22 protein-coding genes are annotated in these 18,267 nt (G+C 64.0%); 8 read left to right on the top strand and 14 right to left on the bottom strand.

Annotated elements, in window-relative coordinates; all coding sequences use genetic code 11:
* Positions 1–6: 6 nt before the first annotated feature.
* Entirely contained in the window at positions 7–1,038 is a 1,032-nt protein-coding gene (locus ACVC7O_RS18430; protein ID WP_458323578.1) for an NAD(P)/FAD-dependent oxidoreductase, read from the top strand.
* Between the two features lie 55 nt (positions 1,039–1,093).
* Here the strand turns inward: ACVC7O_RS18430 and ACVC7O_RS18435 are convergent, their stop codons facing one another.
* The 4 genes from ACVC7O_RS18435 to ACVC7O_RS18450 all read right to left on the bottom strand — a co-directional run bounded on the left by ACVC7O_RS18435 (position 1,094) and on the right by ACVC7O_RS18450 (position 4,566).
* On the bottom strand, positions 1,094–1,636 hold the full coding sequence (locus ACVC7O_RS18435) for an NADPH-dependent FMN reductase (RefSeq protein WP_458323579.1): 543 nt from the start codon (positions 1,634–1,636) through the stop codon (positions 1,094–1,096).
* A gap of 111 nt (positions 1,637–1,747) precedes the next feature.
* Complete coding sequence (locus ACVC7O_RS18440; protein ID WP_458323580.1) at positions 1,748–2,410, bottom strand: OmpA family protein; 663 nt, start codon at positions 2,408–2,410, stop codon at positions 1,748–1,750.
* Between the two features lie 133 nt (positions 2,411–2,543).
* Entirely contained in the window at positions 2,544–3,410 is an 867-nt protein-coding gene (locus ACVC7O_RS18445; RefSeq protein ID WP_458323581.1) for a methylated-DNA--[protein]-cysteine S-methyltransferase, read from the bottom strand.
* An 82-nt stretch (positions 3,411–3,492) separates the two neighbouring features.
* Positions 3,493–4,566 (bottom strand): Hint domain-containing protein, encoded by a 1,074-nt coding sequence (locus ACVC7O_RS18450; RefSeq protein ID WP_458323582.1) that lies wholly within the window; start codon positions 4,564–4,566, stop codon positions 3,493–3,495.
* A 147-nt stretch (positions 4,567–4,713) separates the two neighbouring features.
* Between ACVC7O_RS18450 and nth the strand changes: the two genes are divergently transcribed.
* The 3 genes from nth to ACVC7O_RS18465 are packed head-to-tail and all read left to right on the top strand — an operon-like array spanning position 4,714 to position 6,940.
* A complete protein-coding gene (gene nth, locus ACVC7O_RS18455; RefSeq protein ID WP_458326112.1) occupies positions 4,714–5,358 on the top strand; it encodes an endonuclease III in 645 nt (214 codons plus the stop codon).
* Positions 5,355–6,341 carry an adenosine kinase gene (locus tag ACVC7O_RS18460; protein WP_458323583.1) on the top strand — a complete coding sequence of 329 codons (987 nt, stop codon included), beginning with the start codon at positions 5,355–5,357 and terminating at the stop codon, positions 6,339–6,341. Before nth ends, ACVC7O_RS18460 begins: the two co-directional genes overlap by 4 nt.
* 2 nt (positions 6,342–6,343) lie before the next feature.
* On the top strand, positions 6,344–6,940 hold the full coding sequence (locus ACVC7O_RS18465) for a GNAT family N-acetyltransferase (RefSeq protein WP_458323584.1): 597 nt from the start codon (positions 6,344–6,346) through the stop codon (positions 6,938–6,940).
* Here ACVC7O_RS18465 and ACVC7O_RS18470 read toward each other — a convergent pair.
* Positions 6,937–7,425 (bottom strand): RNA pyrophosphohydrolase, encoded by a 489-nt coding sequence (locus ACVC7O_RS18470; protein WP_458323585.1) that lies wholly within the window; start codon positions 7,423–7,425, stop codon positions 6,937–6,939. The two genes, ACVC7O_RS18465 and ACVC7O_RS18470, sit on opposite strands and share 4 nt — an antisense overlap.
* A complete protein-coding gene (locus ACVC7O_RS18475; protein WP_458323586.1) occupies positions 7,422–7,880 on the bottom strand; it encodes a GNAT family N-acetyltransferase in 459 nt (152 codons plus the stop codon). Before ACVC7O_RS18475 ends, ACVC7O_RS18470 begins: the two co-directional genes overlap by 4 nt.
* A gap of 91 nt (positions 7,881–7,971) precedes the next feature.
* Here ACVC7O_RS18475 and ACVC7O_RS18480 point away from each other — a divergent pair, with 91 nt between their 5' ends.
* The gene (locus ACVC7O_RS18480; protein WP_458323587.1) at positions 7,972–9,999 is read left to right on the top strand and encodes an FAD-dependent oxidoreductase; all 2,028 of its coding nucleotides are present in this window, start codon (positions 7,972–7,974) and stop codon (positions 9,997–9,999) included.
* Between the two features lie 6 nt (positions 10,000–10,005).
* Here ACVC7O_RS18480 and ACVC7O_RS18485 read toward each other — a convergent pair whose 3' ends face one another.
* On the bottom strand, positions 10,006–10,449 hold the full coding sequence (locus tag ACVC7O_RS18485; protein WP_458323588.1) for a DUF4399 domain-containing protein: 444 nt from the start codon (positions 10,447–10,449) through the stop codon (positions 10,006–10,008).
* A 257-nt stretch (positions 10,450–10,706) separates the two neighbouring features.
* Between ACVC7O_RS18485 and ACVC7O_RS18490 the strand changes: the two genes are divergently transcribed.
* Positions 10,707–11,612 (top strand): LysR family transcriptional regulator, encoded by a 906-nt coding sequence (locus ACVC7O_RS18490; protein WP_458323589.1) that lies wholly within the window; start codon positions 10,707–10,709, stop codon positions 11,610–11,612.
* A 70-nt stretch (positions 11,613–11,682) separates the two neighbouring features.
* Here ACVC7O_RS18490 and ACVC7O_RS18495 read toward each other — a convergent pair whose 3' ends face one another.
* Genes ACVC7O_RS18495 through ACVC7O_RS18510 form a run of 4 tightly spaced genes read right to left on the bottom strand, consistent with a single transcriptional unit; the run spans position 11,683 to position 14,639 of the window.
* Entirely contained in the window at positions 11,683–12,621 is a 939-nt protein-coding gene (locus tag ACVC7O_RS18495; protein ID WP_458323590.1) for an OmpA family protein, read from the bottom strand.
* The gene (locus ACVC7O_RS18500) at positions 12,618–13,190 is read right to left on the bottom strand and encodes a peroxidase-related enzyme (RefSeq protein WP_458323591.1); all 573 of its coding nucleotides are present in this window, start codon (positions 13,188–13,190) and stop codon (positions 12,618–12,620) included. The genes ACVC7O_RS18495 and ACVC7O_RS18500 overlap by 4 nt, the downstream gene beginning before the upstream one ends.
* Before the next feature lies 1 nt (position 13,191).
* A complete protein-coding gene (locus ACVC7O_RS18505) occupies positions 13,192–13,917 on the bottom strand; it encodes a GNAT family N-acetyltransferase (RefSeq protein WP_458323592.1) in 726 nt (241 codons plus the stop codon).
* The gene (locus ACVC7O_RS18510) at positions 13,914–14,639 is read right to left on the bottom strand and encodes a competence/damage-inducible protein A (protein ID WP_458323593.1); all 726 of its coding nucleotides are present in this window, start codon (positions 14,637–14,639) and stop codon (positions 13,914–13,916) included. The genes ACVC7O_RS18505 and ACVC7O_RS18510 overlap by 4 nt, the downstream gene beginning before the upstream one ends.
* 50 nt (positions 14,640–14,689) lie before the next feature.
* Between ACVC7O_RS18510 and sfsA the strand changes: the two genes are divergently transcribed.
* Together sfsA and map are read left to right on the top strand one after the other, a co-directional pair.
* Entirely contained in the window at positions 14,690–15,397 is a 708-nt protein-coding gene (sfsA, locus tag ACVC7O_RS18515) for a DNA/RNA nuclease SfsA (protein WP_458323594.1), read from the top strand.
* A gap of 65 nt (positions 15,398–15,462) precedes the next feature.
* Positions 15,463–16,281, top strand: a complete 819-nt coding sequence (map, locus tag ACVC7O_RS18520) for a type I methionyl aminopeptidase (RefSeq protein ID WP_458323595.1) — start codon at positions 15,463–15,465, stop codon at positions 16,279–16,281.
* Here the strand turns inward: map and ACVC7O_RS18525 are convergent.
* Genes ACVC7O_RS18525 through ACVC7O_RS18535 form a run of 3 tightly spaced genes read right to left on the bottom strand, consistent with a single transcriptional unit; the run spans position 16,266 to position 18,234 of the window.
* The gene (locus tag ACVC7O_RS18525) at positions 16,266–16,454 is read right to left on the bottom strand and encodes a hypothetical protein (protein WP_458323596.1); all 189 of its coding nucleotides are present in this window, start codon (positions 16,452–16,454) and stop codon (positions 16,266–16,268) included. The two genes, map and ACVC7O_RS18525, sit on opposite strands and share 16 nt — an antisense overlap.
* 17 nt (positions 16,455–16,471) lie before the next feature.
* Positions 16,472–17,029, bottom strand: a complete 558-nt coding sequence (gene rsmD, locus ACVC7O_RS18530; RefSeq protein WP_458323597.1) for a 16S rRNA (guanine(966)-N(2))-methyltransferase RsmD — start codon at positions 17,027–17,029, stop codon at positions 16,472–16,474.
* The gene (locus ACVC7O_RS18535; protein ID WP_458323598.1) at positions 17,026–18,234 is read right to left on the bottom strand and encodes an NAD(P)/FAD-dependent oxidoreductase; all 1,209 of its coding nucleotides are present in this window, start codon (positions 18,232–18,234) and stop codon (positions 17,026–17,028) included. The genes rsmD and ACVC7O_RS18535 overlap by 4 nt, the downstream gene beginning before the upstream one ends.
* Positions 18,235–18,267 lie beyond the last annotated feature (33 nt).

Here is an 18,267-nt window from a genome sequence, read left to right on the forward strand (position 1 = left end):
TTGGCAATGGCCGATATCACCGTCCGTGGCGCGGGCATTTTCGGCCTGTCGATTGCCTGGGCCTGCGTCCAGCGAGGCGCCCATGTGCGCGTGATCGATCCCCATGGCGCGGGCGCGGGCAGCAGCGGCGGGTTGGTGGGCGCCCTCGCGCCGCATGTGCCGGAGAACTGGAACCCCAAGAAGGCCTTCCAGCTCGACAGCCTGCTCTATGCCGAACGGTTCTGGGTCGCGGTCGAGGCCACAGGCGGCGTTGCGTCCGGATACAAACGCACCGGGCGTCTCCAACCGGTGCTCGACGCGCGCAGTCTCGAACTGGCACACCAGCGCGCGATCAGCGCTGCCGAGCTGTGGGGGGATCATGCGACCTGGCAGGTCGAGCGCGCGCCTGCGACATCCTGGGCGCCCGTCTCGCCAACTGGCTGGATCATTCGCGATACGCTCAGCGCGCATCTGCACCCGCGGCAGGCCTGCAACGCTCTGGTGGCCGCTCTGTCGGCAAAGGGCGTTTGCATCCAGACCGATGGCACAGATGCAGGGACGGTTATCTGGGCCACGGGCGTCGCGGGGCTCCAAGAGTTGAACCAGACGCACCATCGTCCCATCGGCACTGGCGTTAAAGGGCAGGCCGCGCTGCTGGGTCTGGACGCACGCGGCGCTGCGCAGATCTTTGCCGACGGCGTGCATATCATCCCGCATCAGGATGGAACGGTCGCGGTCGGCTCCACGTCGGAACGCGACTACGACGACCCCGGCTCAACCGATACACAATTGGATGAGGTCATCGCACAAGCGCGCGCAGCGGTCCCCGCCCTCACAGAGGCACCGGTACTTGAGCGATGGGCAGGCATTCGGCCGCGCGCCCGAAGCCGCGCGCCGATGCTGGGCCCCTGGCCAGACAGGGCCAGCCACTACATCGCCAACGGCGGGTTCAAAATCGGCTTCGGAATGGCGCCAAAGATCGCCGAGGTGATGGCTGATCTTGTGCTTGAGGATCGCAACACGATCCCCGAGGGATTCGAGGTTACCGCATCCTTGTGAGAGATCGGTCTCTCGGCTGCCGGTGATCACCGTCAGACCGAGCGGCCTCAACCCCTCAACGGTCGACCTCAGCCCGCAGCGCCTGCATCAGGGCCTTCAACTCCCGCAGATAGATCTCGCCTGTCAGATGGCCGTCGTCATCAAACTGGTTGCTGCTGTCGGCGAGATGGATCTCAGGGCCTTGCAGGATCACCGGGCGAAACGGCACCATGAAACCACGCAAAACCATCTGCGCCCGCTCGCCGCCCGCGCGGCCCGCTGCCGCGGACATGACCGCCACCGGCTTGCCCGACCAGGGCCGATCCTTCGTCCGGCTCACCCAATCCAGCGCGTTTTTCAACACGCCCGACGGGCCCTTGTTGTACTCAGGCGTCGAGATGATCACCGCATCCGCCGCGGCAATGCGTTCGGCCAGAGACTGGACCGCGTCCGGGACGCCATGGGCCGCTTCCTCGTCACCGTCATAAAGTGGCAAGCGCAAATCGGCGAGCGCGAAGTCGCAGTCCCCGAAAAGCCGCGCTGCCTCATGCAGCAACTTCGTGTTGGTCGAGCCTTTGCGCAGCGATCCGGACAACCCAAGAAGCGTGTATTTCGCCATGATCCAATTTTCCCTCAGTCAGCATCCGCCGTAAGCCTGATGCGACGCCTCGAAAAAACAAGAGCCCCGACGACAATTTCGGGGCTCCTGCGGCGATAATGTTGCGCTGTGTCAGGTCGTGGGCAGAATGACGATCTCGACCCGGCGGTTCTGTGCCTTTCCAGCGGCGTTCAGGTTGCTTGCAATGGGCTGGTTCTCGCCCCGCCCAAAGGTCTGCAACCGGGCGCTCGGCACGCCCGCATTCAGCAGGACATTTGCCACGGCCGTCGCGCGACGCTCGGAAAGCTGCTGGTTATAGCCCGCGTCGCCGTCGCTGTCGGTATGCCCGATCACCTGCACAGTCGACTGGGGATACTTGTTCAGGCTCGCGGCAACGGAGAAGAGATCATCCTGCAGATCGGGGCGCACGGCAAAGCTGTCGGTGGCAAAAACGATGCTCTGCGGCAAGTTCAGGATCAGGCGATCACCGGTGTTGGTGATGGTCACGTTGTTGTCGAGGTCGCGGCGCAGCTCAGCCTCCTGCTGGTCGAGGTTGTAGCCAATGCCCGCGCCGATTGCGCCACCGATCACCGCCCCGACAAGTGCCCCGTCGCCGCGGTTTCCGTCGCCTCTGGACAGCGCGCCCGCAAGCGCGCCTGCACCCGCCCCGATCAGCGCGCCGCGCTGCGCCTTGGGGTTGCTGGAGTTGGCGCCGATCTGGTTCGGATCCGTACAAGCGGTCAGAACCAGCGTGCCCGACACGGCAAGAATCAACGGAGTTTTCAGAAAAGTCATAGCGGTCTGCCTTCAATGGTTGCGGCCCCGTTCGGGCAGGGCGTCTTGGTTGAACGCCGTATATATGGCCGCGGTTCCGCTACAAACCAAGGGGAAAAAGCTTGGGCGGCAACCCGCCGCCCCGCGCATTCGGTCAACTCTCCGCGTGCACCGCCTCATAGGCCAGCATCGCGCGTTTCATCGGAAGGCCCCAATGATATCCACCCAGACCACCGGATTTGCGCAGCGCCCGATGGCACGGGATCAGCCAACTGATCGGGTTGCGGCCCACGGCGGTGCCAACGGCGCGCACGGCGCGCGGCTTGCCAATGGCCTGCGCGATTTCCGAATAGGTGGTGACCTGGCCGGAGGGGACGCTGAGCAGCGCCTCCCAGACCTTGATCTGGAAGGGCGCGCCAATCAGAAACAAGGGTGCGGTGTCGAGGCTGCCGTCGCCTGCGCCAAACGCCTGCAGCACCCAGGGCCGCAACATCATCGGGTCTTCGACGAAGGTCGCTTTCGGCCAGCGCGACAGCAAATCCTGGAGCGCGGCCTCCTCGCCCATCTCGGCGGCAAACCCCATGCCACAAATGCCCTTGTCCGTACCCATGACGATCGCGGGGCCGAACGGGCTCTCAAACCAGCCCCAGAAGATGGTCAGCCCCTCGCCGCCGCGCGCAAATTCGCCGGGGCTCATGGCTTCCCATCTCACAAAAAGATCATGCAGCCGCCCGCTGCCCGACAGCCCCACGGCGTGGGAGGCGTCGAGCGTTGTGAAGCGCTCGCGCAGCAGGGATTTGGCGTGGCCCAGCGTCAGGTACTGTTGGTACCGCTTGGGCGAGATGCCGACCCAGCGCGAGAAGAGCCTTTGGAAATGCGCAACGCTCATGCCCATTTCAGCGGCCAGCTGGTCCAGCGACAGCGGCTCTTCCGCTGCGTCAATGAGATCAATCGCGCGCCGGATCACCTGGTAGTGATAGGCGGTCTCTGTCTGGTCGGGGAGTGTCTGATGCTGTGTCATGCCAGCAACCTATGAAATCAGACCCTCTGGTGCGACCCGAAACCTGCGGGATATCGCAGTGACAACCGCATCGATGGTGCCGTTACGCGCTGCGCAACAATGGCTGCTGCGCGGCATGGCGCCCCGGTTCGATCAACAGCCGCGCTTCGCTTCGCGTGAGGCAGGGGCGCGCCGTTTCCTGATCAAACCCGCCCGGCCCCAGCGCGTCCTTGAGCCGCTCTGCATCCTCGTCAGACAGGCGGCGCAGCGTTTCAGGACCCGTAAAGATCGTTTCGACCCATGTGCCCTGGGCGAGGATCACTTCGTGATGCGCGCAGGCGATATGGGTCAACGTATAGGGCTTGACCGGTGTGATCTGGAAGCCGCGCCCGCGATCCGCCCAGGCCTTGGCCGGCAGCAGAACCTCGTTGGAGAAGTACATCATTTCGGCCTTGGCCGAGGTGAATAACAGCCGATGATCCCCGGTCACCTGCAGGTCATGGGTGGGCGTGTTCGCCCCGCAGGACCCTGCCGGAATACAGACCGGACGCTCATCGGGGTATTGCGCGAAGTACTCCGGCGGCAGCTTCGTCCGCCCGATCCAGACAATCGGCTGGTACCCGTGATCACGGGTCAGCACCTTGTCGCTGGTTTCCAGCCATTCGACAGGGATTTCGCCATTCTCCGTCCGGATCATCGTGCCCGGTCCAAAACAGGGCACGCTTTGCTGCTCGTACTGCGTGTAGGTTTGCCGCGTGTCGGCACCGCCCTGCGACTGCAGGCTGTTGTCAATATCATCGCCGCCGACATAGGTGTAAGTCACGCCGGGGGTCAGGGGCTCTGACGGCACATAGCCCATCTTGACCCCGGCGATCTCGATCCGGTCGATGGTGACGTAAGAGCCATCCGGCGCCTGCAGGATGGCGTATTCCTCGCCATAGATGCGCCCCGACGCCACCAGGGTGCCATCGGGCTGCGTGACAACACCGGTCTGGTTTCCGTCTTCGCCCACCTCGTTGTTGTGCTCATCCCCGTCGAGCGAGGCGTCATCATCCGTGATCTCGAACAGGACACGGTCGGTCCGGAAGTCATAGGACGGATCAAGCGTAAAGGTGCCGTTGCTGCCGTTGTACACCAGCGCATCAGCTGAATAGCCGTAAAACGAGCTTGTAGGCATGCCACCACCTGTCAAAAACAACCGTCGCCGCACTCTTTCATATCGAGGTGAACATACCGCTGAAAAATCCTACAAGTTTTGAGATGCATTTTAGTCATCCCGGCGCGCGGTCTTGCCCATGCGCGGGAAAGGCCGCATACCGTGCGGATGGCAAAGCAGCTCGATTATCACACCATCCGTCAGATCTTCACCCGTTTTCAGGAGGCCGACCCGGAGCCCAAGGGCGAGCTGGAACACGTGAATGTCTACACGCTCGTCGTGGCCGTGGCGCTCAGCGCGCAGGCGACCGACGCGGGCGTCAACAAGGCCACGCGCAGCCTCTTCCAGATCGCCGACACCCCGCAGAAGATGCTCGATCTGGGCATCGACGGGTTGACCGAACATATCAAGACCATCGGGCTTTTCCGTCAGAAGGCCAAGAACGTGATGAAGCTCAGCCAGATCCTCGTCGATGACTATGGTGGCGAGGTTCCGAACAGCCGCGCGGCCCTGCAAAGCCTGCCGGGCGTGGGTCGCAAGACCGCCAATGTGGTTCTGAACATGTGGTGGCACTACCCCGCGCAGGCGGTCGATACGCATATCTTCCGCCTCGGCAACCGGACCGGCATTGCGCCTGGCAAGACCGTCGAGGCGGTCGAGCGCGCCATCGAGGACCACATCCCCGCGGATTTCCAACTGCACGCCCACCACTGGATGATTTTGCACGGGCGCTATCATTGCAAAGCGCGCAAGCCGCTGTGCCCCACCTGCATCATCCGCGATCTCTGCCCATTCGAGGACAAAACCCAATGAAACACTACCAGCTTGTCGGCATCGGAAACGCCGTTGTCGACGTGATCACCCATGCCGATGACAGCTTTCTCGACCTCATGGGGATCGAAAAGGGCATCATGCAGCTGGTCGATCGCGAGCGCTCAGAAAAGCTCTACGCGTCCATGAACGACCGGTTGCAGACGCCGGGCGGGGCGGTCGCGAATACCGTGGCAGGTGTGGGCGCGCTGGGGCTGCAAACCGCCTTCATCGGTCGGGTGCGCGATGATGCGCTGGGGCACTTCTATGCCAGTGCCATGACCGACAATGGCATCGATTTCGTGAACCCGCCGGTGGAGAACGGCGATGTGCCCACCTCGCGCAGCATGATCTTCGTCGCCCCCGACGGCGAGCGCTCGATGAACACCTACCTGGGCATCTCCACAGGCCTGACATCGGTCGATGTGCCGCCCGAAGTGTCCGGCAACGCGCGCATCATGTTCCTCGAAGGTTACCTCTTTGACCATGACGCGGGCAAAACCGCCTTCCGCGAGGCCGCGCGCGCCACCAAGGCGGGTGGCGGCATCTCGGGCATTGCCATCTCCGACCCCTTCTGCGTCGAGCGGCACCGATCCGACTTCCTGTCGCTGATCGAGAATGACCTCGACTATGTGATCGGCAACCAGCACGAGATTGAATCGCTGTTCCAGACCGACTTCGAGACCGCGCTCGCCAAGACCGCCGAGATCTGCCCGCTGGTCATCGCCACGCGCTCGGGCGACGGGGTCAGTGTGCTGGGCGACGGACAGCGCGTCGATGTGCCGGTGCAAGAGGTCACGCCCGTCGATGCCACCGGCGCGGGCGACCAGTTCGCCGCCGGGTTCCTCTATGGGTTGGCGACCAAGCGCGATCTGGAAACCTGCGCCAGAATGGGCAACCTCTGCGCCGCGGAGGTGATCAGCCACGTGGGGCCCCGCCCCCAGACCAACATGATGAAAGTCTTTGAAAAAGAAGGGCTTGCCTGACCGTGCTACAGAACGGGTTCCACGATGTGCCCCTCGGCAAGGTCGCCGTGGTGGTCACCTATCTGGAGATGACCTCCAGGCCCGACATGACGGCCCGCGCACTGCCCGAGGGCGTCACATTCCGACGCGTGACACCCGATCTCGCTTGGTATCGGGACGTTTACACCCGCGTGGGCGCGACGGACTGGTTGTGGTTCGGTCGGCTGTTGCTCGAAGACGAGGCGCTCGAAACCGTCCTCGCCGACCCGGGCGTCGAAGTCTATACCCTGTCGCGCAACGGCGAAGACCTCGCCCTTATGGAGCTCGACTTTCGCGAAGAGGGCGCCTGCGAGCTGCAGTACTTCGGGCTGGCCGCCGAGTTGATCGGCACCGGCGCGGGCCGCTACCTGATCAACGCCGCCATCGACCGGGCCTGGGCCAAGCCGATCTCGCGGTTTCACCTGAGCACCTGCACAATCGATAGCCCGCAGGCGCTGGGGTTTTACCGGCATGTGGGGTTCACACCGGTGAAACAAGCCATCGAAATTGCGGATGATCCCCGGCTGCTTGGGGTGCTGCCGGAAACGGCCGGGCCGCATGTGCCGATGCTGCGGCCCTAGAGACGCGCACCGAACTCGGCCATCACCGCCGCATAGACGTCCCGCTTGAAGGGCACGATGTTGTCGACCAGCGCACCCGCCTCCAGCCAGCGCCAGACCGAGAACTCCGGATGGGCCGTTTCGATGTTGATCTGGCTGTCATCCCCCTGAAACCGCATCAGAAACCACTTCTGTTTCTGCCCGCGATAGCGCCCCTTCCAGAGCTTCGGCACCAGATCGTGGGGCAACTCATAGGGCAGCCACTGCGCGCTTTCAGCCTCCACTTCAACCAGATCGGTGGTCACCCCGGTCTCTTCCCAAAGCTCGCGCAGGGCTGCCGCGCGCGGCGCTTCGCCCGCATCGATCCCGCCCTGCGGCATCTGCCAGGCCGGCGTGCTGATCGGGCTGTCGCGCCGCTGCCCGACAAAGACCTCGCCGCCCTTATTGACCAGCATCACGCCAACGCACGGCCTGTAAGGCAGCTTCTCGATCTCTTCGGGGGTCATGTCAGCGTCTTCTCCATCTTGGCGCGCTGCAGGCTCTCGCCGTTCCGCGCCACCACCTCGTGATGGATAACTAAAAAGCCCATCGCCTGAAAGGCCGGTTGCGCCATGAGGCTGGCGTGGGTCCAGAGCCGCACCTCGCCCGCGTCCCGCGCATGGGCCTCGACCTGATCGAACAGCGCGCGGAACAATCCGCCGCCCCGGTGCTCGGGCCGGATAAAGGCAAGATCGATGTATCCGCCCGGCTCGATGCTCATGAACCCCGCGACCGCACCCTCCACCTCTGCCACCGCAACCTGCAGCGGCGCCAGACGAGCCGCCCAGTCTTCACCACCCGGCTGCACGTCCAGCCACGCCGCGCGCTGCGCCTCGGTATAGGGGCTTGGCCCCTCGCGGACCGCAACAAAGAAGACCGCGCCCAAAGCATCCGCATCCGCCGCTGTAGCCCATCTGATCATGATCTTCTCCGCCCCCGTGACGCCGCGTTCGACGTGACAGCACATATGTGAAAATGTGATCTCGTGCCAACCACATCCGGGGAGGGGTTTCATGTCCGACTATCCGCATCTTCTGGCGCCGCTCGATCTCGGCTTCACCACGCTGAAGAACCGCGTGCTCATGGGCTCGATGCACACCGGGCTGGAGGAAACGAAGGACTGGCACCGGGTGGCCGAATTCTATGCCGCCCGTGCGCGCGGCCAGGTGGCGCTGATGGTCACCGGCGGCATCGGCCCGAACCTTGAAGGCTCCGTGCTGCCGGGGGCTGCGATGATGGTCACGGATGAAGACGTGGCCAACCACAGCGTGATCACACAGGCGGTCCATGCGGATGGCGGCAAGATCGCCATGCAGATCCTGCATGCAGGCCGCTATGCCTATGGGCCGAAATGTGTGGCGCCTTCGGCGATCAAATCCCCCATATCCCCCTTCCCGCCCGCCGAGTTGGACGAAGACGGTATCGAAAAACAGATCAGCGATATCGTCACCTGCGCACAGCGCGCGCGGGAGGCTGGCTATGACGGGGTCGAGATCATGGGCTCGGAAGGCTACTTCCTGAACCAGTTCCTCGTCACCCATACCAACAAGCGCGCGGATGATTGGGGCGGATCCTACGAGAACCGGATGCGTCTGCCCATCGAGGTGGTCCGCCGCACGCGCGAGGCTGTTGGCCCGAATTTCATCCTGATCTACCGCCTCTCGATGATCGACCTGGTGCCCAATGGCTCCACCCATGACGAGGTGGTTCAGCTGGCGCAGGAGATCGAAAAGGCTGGGGCCACCATCATCAACACCGGCATCGGCTGGCACGAGGCGCGCATCCCGACCATCGCCACCTCCGTGCCCCGCGCGGCCTTCGCCTGGGTCACGAAAAAGCTGATGGGCAAGGTGGGCATTCCGGTGATCACCTCCAACCGCATCAACACGCCCGAAGTGGCGGAAGAGGTCCTCGCGGACGGCTGCGCCGATATGGTCTCCATGGCGCGGCCGATGCTGGCGGATGCGGATTTCGTCGCCAAGGCGATGGCGGGCAAGTCGGCGCAGATCGCGCCCTGCATCGCCTGCAACCAGGCCTGCCTCGATCATACCTTCAGCGGCAAGATCTCAAGCTGCCTCGTGAACCCCCGCGCCTGCTATGAGACTGAACTGACCATCAGCCCGACCGACGCGCCCAAATCCATCGCAGTCGTCGGCGCAGGCCCCGCCGGCCTCTCCGCCGCGATGACGGCGGCGGAACGCGGGCATAGCGTCACGCTCTTTGACCAGGCCGACGAGATCGGTGGCCAGCTCAACATGGCCAAACAGGTGCCGGGCAAGGAGGAATTCTGGGGCCTCGTCGACTGGTACCGCACCATGATCACCGAGCATGGTATCACCGTGCAGCTTGGCCAGACTGTCACGGCCTCCGATCTGGCGGGCTTTGACGAGGTCATCATCGCGACAGGCGTGATGCCGCGCGACCCCGAGATCCCGGGTCAGGACGCCTCCCATGTGCTCAGCTATATCGACGTGCTGCGCGGCAAGGCCAAGGTCGGCGAGACCGTCGCCATCGTCGGCGCAGGCGGCATTGGCTTTGATGTGGCCGAGTACCTCGTGCATGAGGGCACAAGCCCCACCGAAAGCCTGCCCGACTGGATGCGCGAGTGGGGTGTGGCCGACCCGGCGGAGCACCGTTCCGGCCTTGCGCCGGAAGGCCCGCAACCCGACGCACCTGCGCGGCAGGTCACGCTGCTTCAGCGCAAGGCAGAGAAACCCGGCAAGCGGCTTGGCAAGACCACCGGTTGGATCCACCGCGCGGCGCTCGCGATGAAAGACGTCAAGATGATCGGCGGCGTGAACTACGAGCGGATCGAGGACGGCGGCATCGTGGTCTCCCACGGCGAGACGCGCGAGAACCCGACGTTGATCGAGGCCGACACCATCGTGCTCTGCGCCGGACAGCTGTCCGACCGCAGCCTCGCCGATGCGCTTGAGGCCCAGGGCACGCCTTGCCACGTGATCGGCGGCGCGGATGTGGCCGCCGAGTTGGACGCCAAGCGCGCAATTAACCAGGGCACCCGGCTCGCCGCCGCCCTGTGATCCGCGTCATTCCACGGTGATCGTGATCACCTCCGAGACAATCGGCGTTGAATGTGGCACGTGACCCGCGTCACCCAGAACAAGTTGCAGCGTATGCTCTCCGGGCGGCAGCTCGATAGTCGTTTCGGTCTGACCACCACCGAAATGCACGTGGTTTTCGTCAGCTGGGATACCCAGCTCCAATTCCTCGGCTCCAAACTCGCCCTCGCCCAAGGGCGGGCGGTTGATGAACAGATGGTGGTGGCCGGTGTTTTCCACCTCCGCACCCGCGGGGGCCACGCCCATACCGCGCAGACCAAAGATCACCTGCACGGGCGATGAGACAGTCGCCCCGTCTTCAAGGTTGACGAAATAAACCTCTGCGTCCGGGTTCGACGGGGTCTCCCCACCTGCAAAGGCGGCGGTCGCCATTAAAATCCCGGCGGCAAATGTGGCAAAAACGCGTGTCATTATGGTCTCCTCCCAGATCGTTCTCACCGGATAAGACATAACGCAAAGCATCCGCTTGTCGAAAAACACCGCGTAAAACAGGGGCAATCCGGGCGCGGAACCCCGCGGTTTGCTGCGGAAAACGGCGGCGCACGGCGTTTCCACGCCTCGAACGATCCACTCAAAAACCGTGATACTGTCTCACCTCCGCCGCGTTCCTGCCTGAATTGCCATGCATACCCGAGCTTGGAACTGACGGAACTAAGAAGGGGAAGGCAATGGACCGCCTCACAGAAATGGAAGCATTCGCCACGGTTGTTGACCAGGGCGGCTTCACCGATGCGGCCAAAAAGATGGGGATCTCGAAATCTGCTGTCTCCAAACATGTGTCTTCCCTCGAAGCGCGCCTCGGCGCGCGCCTGCTGAACCGCACGACGCGGCGGGTCAGCCCCACGGAAATCGGTCTGGCCTACTATGACCGCGCGCGGCGCGTCTTGAACGACGCAGGCGAAGCCGACGCGCTGGTCACCTCGATGCAGAGCGCGCCCTCGGGCCTCTTGCGCATCTCCGTGGCCACCGATTTCGGGGTGAACCACCTCTCACCGGTGCTGAGCGAATTCCTTTCGGATTTTCCGGACATCACGGTCAACATGGTGCTCAACAACCGCTATGTGGAGCTGATCTCGGAAGGCTTCGACATGGCGATCCGCATTGGCGAGCTGGAAGACAGCACGCTACGCGCCCGCAAACTCACCGAGACGACCAAGCGCATGATCGCCAGCCCTGAATACTTCGAGAAATACGGGCGGCCTGAGAAGATCGACGATCTGAACAATCACAAGCTCTTGCACTATTCCAACCAATCCTCCGGCAACGTCTGGAAGCTGACCGCGCCTTCGGGCGAAAAGCGCCAGGTGCGCACCGCGGGCTGGCTAAGCGTGAATGACGGGCAGTCCCTGCTCAATGCGGCCATCTCCGGCCTCGGCATCGCATACCTGCCGAGCTTCCTCTACGCCGACGCGATGGACAAGGGCCTGATCGAAGACGCGATCCCCGATCTGCCGCTGGAAACACAAGGCATTTATGCGGTTTATCCGCCGGGGCGCTTCACACAACCGAAAGTGCGCGCCTTCATCGACTTCCTCGTCCATGCCTTCGCGGAGAAAGGCCCCTCGGACTGGTAAAGAATACTTAAGACCCTCGGTAAACTGGCCCCGGCGCAAAGCGACGCACCGGGGCTTTTCTTTCGTGGTCCTATTCGACGTTGAGCAAAACCGCCTCGACGCGTCGGTTCTGATCGCGCCCTTCGGCGGTCAGGTTCGAAGCGATGGGCGCGAGGTACCCCATCCCTTCCGCATCCAGCCTGCCGGGGTCAATCTCGTACTGCTCGATCAGCCGCGCGCGTACGGCTTGCGCACGGGCGCGCGACACCGCAATATTGGGCTCCAGCCCGCCCACAGTGTCGGTATGGCCCACCAGGGCCACCCGCCACTCCGGCCGCGCCGCCATCAGCTCAGCCAGGCTCTCCAGAGACGCGAAGGGGCCGGGACCGAGGGCCGTTGTCCCCAGATCGAAATCCAAATCCGACAGGATCACGAAGCCATCGCGAATGAGGTCAGGTGCGGCCACCGTTGGCGTCTCCGGCTCGGGCGCGGCCACGGGTGGCGCCGCTACGGGCGGTCGGATTGTGACATCGGTGGCGGTGTGGATGACCTGCACATAGGCGGAGGCGGCGGTGACACTGGCCAGAACCGTCAATGCCTCCTGCGGGTCCTCGGCAGTGCCCTTCAAGGCGGTCAGATAACGGTAAGCGCCAATGTTCACATACATATTCGGCCCTGGCAGCACCTCGACCGCAAAGCGAAAATCAAAGCCCCCGCAGGCGGCGCTGTCGCATTCAAAGGCGATATCATAGCCAAGCGCTTCGATCTGCGCCCGCAGCGGCGCGATCACCTGCAAGGGGGTGAGCCCGCCCGTCCCGATCCGCCACGCCCGGCGCGTGACGGCACCTTCCAGCGTGCGCACGGGCACGCTGCCCGCTTCATATGCGCCCAGCGGGGCGTCGAAACTGTCCAGCTCGGTTGCCCGCTCCACCGTCATCTGCGCGGCGGGCGGCAGCGTCAGATCCGCCGCCGCAGCAGCACTGGCGTCCATCGCCAATGCGAGGCCGCAAAGGAGCAGGTGCCGCGTCATCTGGCCTGCGCGTGGTAATCGTCGTTGGGCTGCATGGCCGTCGCACTGGCGACACGGTTCGTCATGTTGAAAAACCCGGCCACATTCGCGATGTCCCAGATGTCGTGATCGCTGAACCCCACCTGCCGCAGCGCAGCGCGATCCGCCTCTTCGATGGTGGCACTTGCCGTGGTCATCTGCGCCGCGAAATCCAGCATCGCCCGTTGCCGCGCATCGAGCGGTGCAACGCGGTAGTTCATCACCAGCGCTTCGCCCAGCTGCGGATCACCCGACAGCGCCCGCACCGCTGCGCCATGCGCCACAAGGCAGTAAAAGCACTTGTTGATCGACGACACGACCACCGCGATCATCTCGCGCTCCAGCTTGCTGAGCCCCGAGGGTGTCAGCATCAGATTGTTGTACATCGCCGTGAAAGCGTCGAGCTTCTCGATGTCAAACGCATAGGCGCGCAGCACATTCGGGATCATCCCGAGCTTCTCCTGGCAGACATCGAAATATTTCTTCGTGGCCTCCGGCAGCGGATCGACCATCGGCAAGTTCAAGGCTGTGGGGAGGGTCTCATCCGCCATGTCAGGGCACCTTCTGCGCATCTTTGTATCGGTAATGGTACTGCCCCGCCGTCTCAAAGCCCAGCGAGGAATAGAGCCGGTTGGCCGAACCGTTCGCCTGGGTGCAGAGCACCGCGATCTGGTCCGCTCCCCGCGCCAGTCCCCAAAAAGCCGCCGCGCGCATCACCCAGCTGGCAACGCCCTGGCGGCGCTGCTCGGGCAGGATTTCCACCGCATGCACCATGCAGATGCCTGCATGCATCGCCGCAAAAGCCACACCGGCAGGTTTCTCGTTCCACCGGGCCAGGATGCCGGTCTTTTCATGTGCCCGCGCCATGACTGCGATCCGCGCAGGACCGATGCCGCCCTTGGCCCAGATCTCTTCCATGATCGCCAGCGGCTCCCAGATGCAGAACGCGGTCACACGCGGGACCGGGATATCCGTCAGCCGTGTGATCGGCGCGACCCAGAGGTTGGTCGGATCGACCACCTCATAGCCCCGCGCAGCAAGTGCCGCGTCAAGCTCCGCCTCGGTCTCGCGCAGAGTGAAAAGCAGCGACTGCCCGGACGCCTGCATTGCCCCCTCAGCCTCCGGAATATCCTCCGCGCGCGCGCCGGTGGTCGCTGAGGTCGCTGACACCCGTTTGCCGCCCCCCTTACCATCGCGCAGCACCCACGGGCCCACCGGTGTGTAGCGCGCCGCAGGCCATGTCGCGTCGATTGCCGCGAAAAGATCGGGGGATGTCATTTCGGAAAGGTCTCGGCCAGCCGGTCCCTGACCCGGCGGACCAGGCCCGCATCCGCCCCACGAATGACCACGTTCGCGCCATAGGTGCCGTTCTTCTGCTGAAACGGATAGCAGCCGAGGCTCAGCATCGGATACTCCTCTGCCAAAGCGCCCAGTGGCCCCGCAATATCTCCCTCGCCGCGGTGGATCCGCAAGGTCTCCGACACCAGCGGCGCGCCGCCCACCATCTTTGGCAAAAGCCCTTCGACCATCGCCTGAAAGACCGACGGCACCCCGGCCATGACGTGCACATTCTTCAACGTGAAACCTGGGGCGGCAGACACCGGATTGTCGATCAGCGTGGCCCCATCCGGGATCCGCGCCATGCGCAGCCGCGCCGCGTTCAGCTCGGTCCCGGAGGCGGCATAATGCTGCTCCAGCAGAGCACGCGCATCAGCGCGCACGTCGATTCTGGCGCCGAAGGCCGCGGCAATGCAGTCGGCGGTGATATCGTCATGCGTGGGCCCGATGCCGCCACTGGTGAACACGTGATCATACGAGGCAGACAGCGCCTGCACCGCCTCGATGATCGCGCCCCTGTCATCGCTGATCACCCGCACCTCGCGCAGGTCGATCCCAGCCTCGGTCAGCTTGCCCGCGAGGTGATACATATTCGCATCCCGCGTGCGGCCCGAGAGGATTTCATCCCCGATCACCATCATCGCAGCGGTTGGGTTTGGCATGTGGGGGCCTTCCTTGCGTCTCACCTGCGGGCAGGTATAGACCCGGCCTCATGCGCTTTCAAACCGATCTTGTCCCCGCCCGACTGACCCGCCGCTACAAACGCTTTCTGGCCGATTGTGTGCTGGAAGACACCGGTGCCGAGATCACCGCCCATTGCGCCAATCCCGGTTCGATGATGGGGCTGGCCGAGCCCGGCACACGCGTCTGGCTGGAACCCAATGACGATCCGAAAAAGAAGCTCAAATATGGCTGGCGGCTGGTCGATCATGAGAATGGGCATTTCACCGGGGTGGACACCTCGCTGCCCAACAAGGCGCTGAAAGCGGCGCTCGATGCCCGCTCCGTCCCCGCACTCGCCGACTACGGCAGCGTGCGACCAGAGGTCAAATATGGAACGGGCAGCCGCATCGACTTTCTGCTGCAGGAGCCGGGCTTGCCCGACGCCTATGTCGAAGTGAAAAGCGTCACGCTCTCGCGACAAAATGGGCTCGCCGAATTTCCCGACAGCGTGACCGCCCGGGGCGCCAAACATCTCCGGGAACTGGCCGAGATGGTCGCCCAGGGTCACCGCGCGATCATGCTCTACCTCGTCCAGCGTACCGACTGCACAGGCTTCACGCTGGCCAGTGACATCGACCCGCAGTATGATGCGACATACCGCGCAGCCCGCGATCAGGGCGTTGAAACTCTGTGTTACGGTACCAATATCTCTCCCAACGGCGTCGATCTCTCAGACGCGCTCGACATCTGGATCTGACGGCCTCTGGCTCTCAGGTCTTTTGCGCGTTAAAAGCGCGCCAACAGTCACGATGGAGTAAATTCGTGGACGAAGACCTTCGCGGCCGCCACACAAAGGACGGCATACGCATCTACGACCCAGCCGACTTCGCGGGCATGAAAGCCGCGGGGGCGCTGGCGGCGCGCATCCTCGATGATGTGGCCGATCTGATCTTCGTGGGTCAGACCACCGGCGCGATTGACGAGGCGATCACCCGGATGGTCGAGGACGCTGGCGCAACCTCCGCCACGATCGGCTACAAGGGCTACAAGCACGCCAGCTGTATCTCGGTCAACCACGTGGTCTGCCACGGCATACCGGGTGACAAGCGGCTGAAGGACGGCGATATTCTCAACATCGATGTCACTGTGATCGTTGATGGGTGGTTTGGCGATACCAGTCGCATGTATGTGGCGGGCAAGCTGCCGCGCAAGGCCGAGCGGCTGATCGAGGTCACCCATGACGCGCTGATGCTCGGCATTGACGCGGTGAAGCCGGGCAAGACCTTCGGCGACATCGGCCATGCGATCCAATCCTTCGTGGAGAGCCACCGCATGTCGGTCGTCCGGGATTTCTGCGGCCACGGGTTGGGCCGGGTCTTTCACGCCCCGCCCAACGTGCTGCATTACGGCCGCCCAGGCACCGGCGCCGTGTTGGAGGAGGGGATGTTCTTCACCATCGAACCGATGGTGAACCTCGGCCGCCCGGAGACCAAGACGCTCGCCGACGACTGGACGGCAGTGACACGCGACAAATCGCTCTCGGCCCAATTCGAGCATTCGATTGGTGTGACAGCAACCGGCGCGGAAATCTTCACGCTCTCGCCCGGCGGGAGCTTCCACCCGACCTATTCGACCGGCTGATCCTCGGCATCCTCGGCGTCTCGTCTCAGAACGGCGAGGAGCAGCGTCTCCGGTCCCCACGGCTGCGCCGCATCGCCGATGAAGATCGGCGAGGGCCTGCGCTTGGGTTCGGGCTGCGTCGCGGCGGAGGCATCAGCCGCTGGCCAGAAAAAGGAAACGGCGGTGGCGAACATGACCTCCGCCTAGCACATCACAGCGCGATTTTCGACAGCAACGTGATATGCGTATCGCCATAGCGGCGGTGATCGACGCCTTCGAAGCCTTCGGGGGCCGTGATGGGCCGCGCCTCCTCCCAGACGATGAACGCCTCCGGGGCCAGCCAGCCGCCCGCATCCGCCGCTGCCAGCGCCTTCTCGCCCAGCCCCTTGCCATAGGGTGGGTCGAGAAAAACGAGGTCGAAGGGCGCGCCGTCACATCTCGGCAGGCGCAGGGCATCCCGGCGGATGATCTCGGTGTCATCACCCGCGCGCAGCTTTGCGATGTTCTGCCGGATCAGCCCCTGTGCAACCCGTCCATCGTCCACGAAGGCCGCATGCGCAGCACCACGCGACAGCGCTTCGAGCCCCAGCGCCCCGGTCCCCGCAAACAGGTCCAGCACCCGCACGCCCTCGATCACATCGTGATGGGTCAGCACATTGAACAGGCTCTCGCGCACCCGATCCGTTGTGGGGCGCAAATGCGCGGCGGTGTCACCCTTGCCGACGCTCACAAGGCCCACGCCTCGGTGCTGACCGGCAATGATCCTCACGCGCTGAGCAGCGGCTTCAGATCAGCCTGCGCGTCGGCCACCACGGATGGATCAGCCGTCTTGCCCGCCTCGATGAGCCGCTTGCCGATCATGTAAGCGCGGGGATCATTCATCGCATCGACAGCCAGCAAGGCATCGCCGTCGTAGTACCAGAAGGAAGCGGTGTGCCCGTCGCCGACGCGGCTGACCACATCCGTATAGCCCGTGTTCAGCCCGGCAATCTGCAGCTTGACGTCATATTGATCCGACCAGAACCATGGCTTTGCGGCATACTCCTTGCCCGCGCCCAGGATATTCTCGGCCACCAGCTCCGCCTGATCGATGGCATGCGGCACGCTCTCCAGCCGAATCCGCCCGCCGCGATACGGAAAGGAGGCGCAGTCGCCCGCCGCCCAGACGTGCGGCACCGAGGTTCGCCCCTGCGCATCCACGCGAATGCCGTTGTCGATGTCCAGCCCGGCGTCTTCGGCCAGCGCGATGGACGGGGCAATGCCCACGCCCACGATCACGAAATCCACCGCCATCTCGGTGCCATCGCTCAGCACCGCCCCCCTGACGGCACCCTCGCCCGTCAATCGCTCAAGCCCCACACCCTCGCGGATCTCGACGCCATGGCTGGCGTGCAGCGCGCGGAAATAGTCGCTGGTCTGCGGGGCTGCGACCCGCTGCAGGATACGGTCGGCCATCTCGACAAGCGTCACCTGCAGCCCCAGTTTGGCCGCGACCGAGGCCGCCTCCAGCCCGATATAACCCCCGCCAACGATCAGCACGCGACGCCCGGCCTGAAACCGCGGCGCCATCGCGTCCACGTCTTTCAGATCGCGCACACAGTACACACCGTCGAGATCGCCGCCAATGGGCGCAGGCAGCCGCCGGGGCGTCGAGCCGGTGGTCAAGACCAGCTCGTCATAGCGCAGCATCTCATCCCCCAGATGAACCTGCCGGGCCTCGGTATCGATAGACGACACCGCAGAGCCGGTCCGCAGGGTGATCTCCTGCTCTGCATAGAAACTCTCGGGCCGCAGGAACAATCGCTCCAGCGCCATGTCTCCCATCAGATAGGCCTTGGACAGCGGCGGGCGCTGATAGGGCGGCACCGGCTCGGCCCCGATCAGCGTGATCTGATCCTCGCATCCGCTGTTGCGCAGCTTGGCGACACAGGACGACCCCGCCTGCCCCGCTCCGATCACGATGATATGGCGCATCCCGCCCCCTTTGCTCTTGCTGGAAACCTCTGG

Source organism: Roseobacter cerffii, assembly GCF_054226325.1.